Raw genomic sequence first — 5,569 nt, forward strand, 5'->3', positions numbered from 1 at the left:
TGACAAGAGTATATGTACGACATAATACAGTTAGGGGATCCAGATTGAGGTTGAAAAGATGATCGGGGATACGGAAGATCTTAGACGAATCAGGGAACAACTTGCAGAGCATCCGCGTGGAATGTCCATAACAGATATTTCACAGGTTCTTGGGATGCATCGGACCACAGTTGCAAAGTATCTTGATGGACTGCAAATGAAAGGAGAGGTTGATCTTCGGATTGTCAGCACTGCAAAAGTGTACCACCTTGCAAACAGAATCCCGTCTTCAGCTGTTGCCGTATACACACATGATCCCTATATCCTCATCACCTGTCGGATGGTTGTGGAAACTGTCAAAAATAATTTTTGTGAAATTTTCGGATTATCTGATGATCCAACGGGACGGCAGATCACTGATCCCACCCTGAATATCCTCATGCAGGAAGAAATGAAGGCAAGGGTCAAAACAGCAATTCAAGGACAGGGGGGAAGCATAAACCTTGTAATCTCTGTCAAAGGGATAAGAAGGTGGCTTGACTTATCAATCATTCCTGTGGTCTGCGAAGATGGGCGACCAGGATGTGCAATCATCTGTAGGGATGAGACCAAAACAAAAGAGGCTCTTCAGCAAGCTGAAATTTGCAGGCAAGAGGCTGATGCACTTTCTTCAGATCAGAAGGAATTCATCTTCAGGGCACGCCCAGATGGAATACTCACCTATGTCAATGATGCCTTCTGCAGGAGAATGGAGAGAAAGAGAGAGGAATTGATTGGTTTTCCCTATGAACCTGTTATTTCCCATGACGACCTGGAAAGGCTCACAAGGCTCAGAACAGATCTGACACCAAAAACTCCGATTACAAAGATAGCATTCAAAACCATTCAGGCCGACGGCATGGTAGCATGGGAGGAATGGCAATACCGAGGGATATTTACAATAGACGGATTTCTTGGAAGCATCCAGGCAATCGGATCTGACATATCAGAACGCAAACACCTTGAAGAACAACTGCAGATTTACCACGCCAACTTCGAAGCGGTAATCAAACAGAGAACAAGAGAGATGCGGGCAGCAAACCAGGACCTTATGACAGAAATGACACGACGAGAGAAACTGGAGAGGGAACTTTTGATAATCAGGTTTGTCTTTGACCAGGCATCAGACTCGATTCTTCTCTTTGATCGAACCGGGGCTGTTTATCGGGCAAATGAGACAGCATGTAAACTTCTCGGATATTCACGTGAGGAGATTCAACAGATTACAGTTTATGATATAAACCCTGAAATCAGCGCAGAAACCTGGCAGGAGATGTGGGAGCTGCGAAGAGACGAGGAAGAAACCTTCAGAGTCAGATCTGTTCACCGAAGACATGACGGTGAGATCATTCCTGTTGAAATTTCCAGAAAATTTATTACAGCCGGTCCTTTGTCACTCTTCTGCTCAATAGCACGTGAAATTGTTGCAAAATGAAATAAAACGGATGATGAAAAAGACCTGAAGGTCAATGCAGATCCCAACGATTATGCATCTGGGTGTTGAGATCAACACAACAACAATGCCGGGGGGATGGAGGTGACAAAGGTTCTTCTGGTTGATGACGAGTCTGTTCTCCTCGATCTCGGCCGCCAAATCCTAGAAAAGAAGTTTGGCTTCCTTGTAGATACTGTTGATTCAGGTGAAGAAGCTCTGAAACAACTAAAATTGCACAGATATGATGCAATTATATCTGATTATGCTATGCCAGGCATGGATGGTCTTGAACTTCTTAGAAAAATCAGAAAGAAAGACTCACAGATACCATTTGTGCTTTTTACTGTACGGGAACGTGATTCAGTTGCCGTAGAAGCACTAAACAGCGGGGCTAATTTTTATGTACAAAAAGAGGACAGCCCGCATGTTTCCTTTACTGAACTGGCCCACAAAGTAAATACTGCAGTTGAGCTTGTTAGGGCAGAAAAAAACCTGCGAATCCAACGGGATCTCGCCATCGCATGCGCCAATTCCAGAAACCTAGATAATATCCTAACCCACTGCCTGCAGGCAGCGAAAACAACATCATTTCTTGATGCAGCAGCCATCTACCTGATGGATGAACATAATCACCTCTCACCCGCTATGGCAAATGGATTTTCTCCAAGTTATAGCGATCATGCGATTCAGGCTCACTTGATTCCTCTCTTTTTATCGTTACTCAGGGGAACAGACGCGGTATTCAGGAGCATTAAAATTATTCACGAATATTCCCACGTCCTAGAAACTAACGAAAGATTACAGTCAGATGCAATCATTCCCCTCACTCACCACAGCAAGCCCATAGGCCTCATTCATATCGCCTCGCATGAAGAGGAACAGGAGCTATCCCCCCCTCTTCAGCGGTTACTTCAAGGGATAGTCATTCAGATAGCGGACCACATATCAGACCGAATTGCCGAGGATGCACTTGTGGAGAGTGAACGCAGGGTAAACACTCTGATCGAAAACCTGCCAGGAATGGTATACAAGTGTAGTATAGATGACGACCGGACAATGGAGTTTGTGAGTGAAGGAAGTCTCATGCTAACTGGCTATCGCCCATCTGACCTGGTTCAGAACCAAAACCCCACCTACACTTCGCTCATTCATCCAGACGACCGTCTTCGGATCATGGATGTAATAAGGCGGGCAGTAGAAAAGCACGCCCAATTTAAACTGACATACCGGATCTTTACCAGTACATTGAAATTTAAATGGGTCTGGGAGCAGGGTGTAGGCGTTCTGAATGAGAATGGTGATGTAATCGGACTTGAAGGGTTTATCATAGATATTACCAGACAGAAGGTCCTGGATGACCAGGTAAAAGTAAGTCAGAACCGCCTGAACATGCTTTTTTCAAACATGAATACAGGCTGCGCAATCTTTCTCGACCATGACGGAGATGGCAGGTTTATTCTCATTGAGATGAATAAGGCAGCAGAAAACCTTGAAGGGAAAAAGAAAGAAACACTCCTTGGCAGGACATTTCATGAATACTTCGGCCCTGCAACCCCATTTGAGCTTAACACAGCCTTAAACAATCTGATCACATCAGGAGTACCACAAAATTTACCCAGAATTCACTTTGATACCTCATCAGGGGAAAAGTGGCTGGAGATTTACCTTTCAAATACCCAGGTAGGCAACGCACATGAAATCTTTCTGATATACAATGACGTGACCGACAGGATACGTGATGAAGAACAGATCATAGCATCACTTCAGGAGAAAGAACTCCTTTTAAAAGAGATTCATCACCGGGTGAAAAACAATCTTCAGATAATATCAGGAATTCTCAAACTCCAAGGGATGAAATCAACTGACCCCGTGACAAGTGAAATATTACAGGACTGCCGGAATCAGGTTTTTTCAATGGCATCTATTCATGAACTTCTCTACAGTTCTCATGACATCGGAAAGATAAATGTAAAGGAGTACGTTGGAAACCTCATCAATCACCTTAAACAGGAGTATTTGGGTGTTGATATCTCACTTCGTTACATCACTGATATCGATCCAGATATCGTACTCGACATTGAACGATGCATCCCATGTGGACTCATATTGAATGAGTTGATTACCAATGCCGTCAAATATGCCTTTGAACCAGGGGGGAACGGGGAGATCAGGGTGAGCTTCATCAATCAGAACCATATATATCGCATGGAAGTTTCAGACAATGGTCGTGGGATGCCTGAGGATGGAAAAAACTCAACCGGAACCTCACTCGGAACCGAACTTGTATCCCGGCTTACTCATCAGATCAAAGGTAAGATCATTCGACCAAAGGGGCAGGGGACAACAATAACTATTTTGTTTAGTGAAAATCCCGGAGAGCGGTTGCAATTATGAAACGACGAATTCTCATTGTCGAGGATGAAGCAGTAACCTCTGTACTCCTAGAAAAGACTCTTAAGGAACTCGGATACGAGGTAGTGGGGAGTGCTTTTGATGGAGAAGAAGCGATAACACTTGCGAGGGAGAAACAACCGGACATTATCCTGATGGATATAACAATTCAGGGGGAGATGGACGGTATAGAAACTGCAAAACGAATATATCAACAATACAAGATCCCTGTTATTTACCTGACTGCACATTCAGATGATGATACAATAAAACGTGCAGTAGAGTCAGGACCGTTTGGATATCTGATAAAACCCTTTAAAGAGCGGGAACTTTACAGCAATATCGAGATGGTGGCACATAAACATAAACTCTACCAAACCACTATCCCGCGCACTGTCCAACCAACGGAAGCTGACAAAGAGCATGGACCAGAGAAAGAGACTCAACATACAAGGCAAACGCCTGTAACTTCACCACTCAAAGCAGGGGACTACCGCTTAGCTATCCTTGCAATACAGTCAATCCCACATCCGGTCATGCTCTTCACAACCACCGGAGTGATTATCTTCATGAATAATGCCTGCAGGTCTTTTTTGAGACATGAGCATCAGAATACAATACCCCAAGCAATTGATGAACTCCCTGATCTGATGAAAAAGATGTGGATCTCAGGAAAGGATCGCTTTAAGGAAGGAAAGGGATTTGCTGCAAACGGTCCGTTGAATATTCATGAGGTTGTCAAACGGGTGAGGATCGATATGATTCCACTTATGGACAAAGGGAACCTTCAATTTATAACTTCAGTTATTATTCCCGAACCAACAGGAGGAGGGGCTGGAGGAGATATCGTAAATACCCTCCTTGATGAAGCTGACTCCCGTCTTCGCGAGATCAGGTTCCTGGCATCGACTGAAGAGACCCACCGACTCAGGCGGATCTCACTATACACAACAGAAGTCATGAAAAAGATCAAGGATCTCAGAGGAATATCTTATCCTGATGCAGAAAAAAGGCAGTTAGTTAATCCAGATTATATTGAAAGAGGGTAATCATTGAGGATTGTTGCAGGAAGCCTGACAGTGATATGGTATGCAGACTGGGGATAATGCTCCTCAAGGACAAGAAGAGAACAGCGTTCAAGGTTCCCGTCTAGTTCCCTATCAAATCTTGCTTCAGCTTTTTTATAAAACTCAGTGATCGTCTCAACCACATTACCCATTTGATCACCAAGAACAGCCTTTCCAAACTTTTCTCCAATTTCAAATGGCATCTGAAGTTCAAGATCATCATACCAGAGTTGGCACCGATCAATCTCCAACAAGTCTTCACCGATCACTACATATTTAAATTCAACATCCTGAATCCGATCACTTTCTCCAGATAAAGCGATCAGATTGTAGAAAAAATCAAGGAAGAGACGCTTATTAGACCTCAATTCTCCACTTATTGCCTCACGGGAGAGACGTTTTGCCATGTCAGGAATTGCATCCTCACGATCAAGTACCTGTAGAAACATCTCCTGCAATCTGATATGGTCAACAATTGCCTGAAGTGATCTGAACTGCTGATGCATATCTCCGATACCCCTTGATTTAAGCCCTGCCATATTATTCTTTTTGTGGTTTTTGTACAGATATATTCATCCCTTATTTCAGAGTGCAGGTAAAACACCAGGTAGATGAATCCCGAGAACATATTTTGTGATCGGTCTGAACCCACTGATAT

Annotated in this window: 4 protein-coding genes; 3 read left to right on the forward strand and 1 reads right to left on the reverse strand. The window is 43.7% G+C overall.

The annotated features are described in order from the left end of the window. The first annotated feature begins 58 nt into the window (after positions 1–58). The 3 genes from VN429_RS05975 (at position 59) to VN429_RS05985 (ending at position 4,893) form a co-directional block, all read left to right on the forward strand. Complete coding sequence (locus VN429_RS05975) at positions 59–1,453, forward strand: PAS domain S-box protein (protein ID WP_325630907.1); 1,395 nt, start codon at positions 59–61, stop codon at positions 1,451–1,453. A gap of 102 nt (positions 1,454–1,555) precedes the next feature. Beyond that, positions 1,556–3,847 (forward strand): response regulator, encoded by a 2,292-nt coding sequence (locus VN429_RS05980; protein WP_325630909.1) that lies wholly within the window; start codon positions 1,556–1,558, stop codon positions 3,845–3,847. Further along, positions 3,844–4,893: a response regulator gene (locus VN429_RS05985; RefSeq protein WP_325630910.1), complete on the forward strand. Its 1,050-nt coding sequence runs from the start codon at positions 3,844–3,846 to the stop codon at positions 4,891–4,893. The genes VN429_RS05980 and VN429_RS05985 overlap by 4 nt, the downstream gene beginning before the upstream one ends. Here VN429_RS05985 and VN429_RS05990 read toward each other — a convergent pair. Beyond that, positions 4,875–5,450, reverse strand: a complete 576-nt coding sequence (locus tag VN429_RS05990; protein ID WP_325630912.1) for a hypothetical protein — start codon at positions 5,448–5,450, stop codon at positions 4,875–4,877. The genes VN429_RS05985 and VN429_RS05990 overlap by 19 nt on opposite strands. Positions 5,451–5,569 lie beyond the last annotated feature (119 nt).

It is taken from the genome of Methanospirillum sp., from assembly GCF_035560735.1.
In the GTDB taxonomy this organism is placed as follows: Archaea; Halobacteriota; Methanomicrobia; order Methanomicrobiales; family Methanospirillaceae; genus Methanospirillum.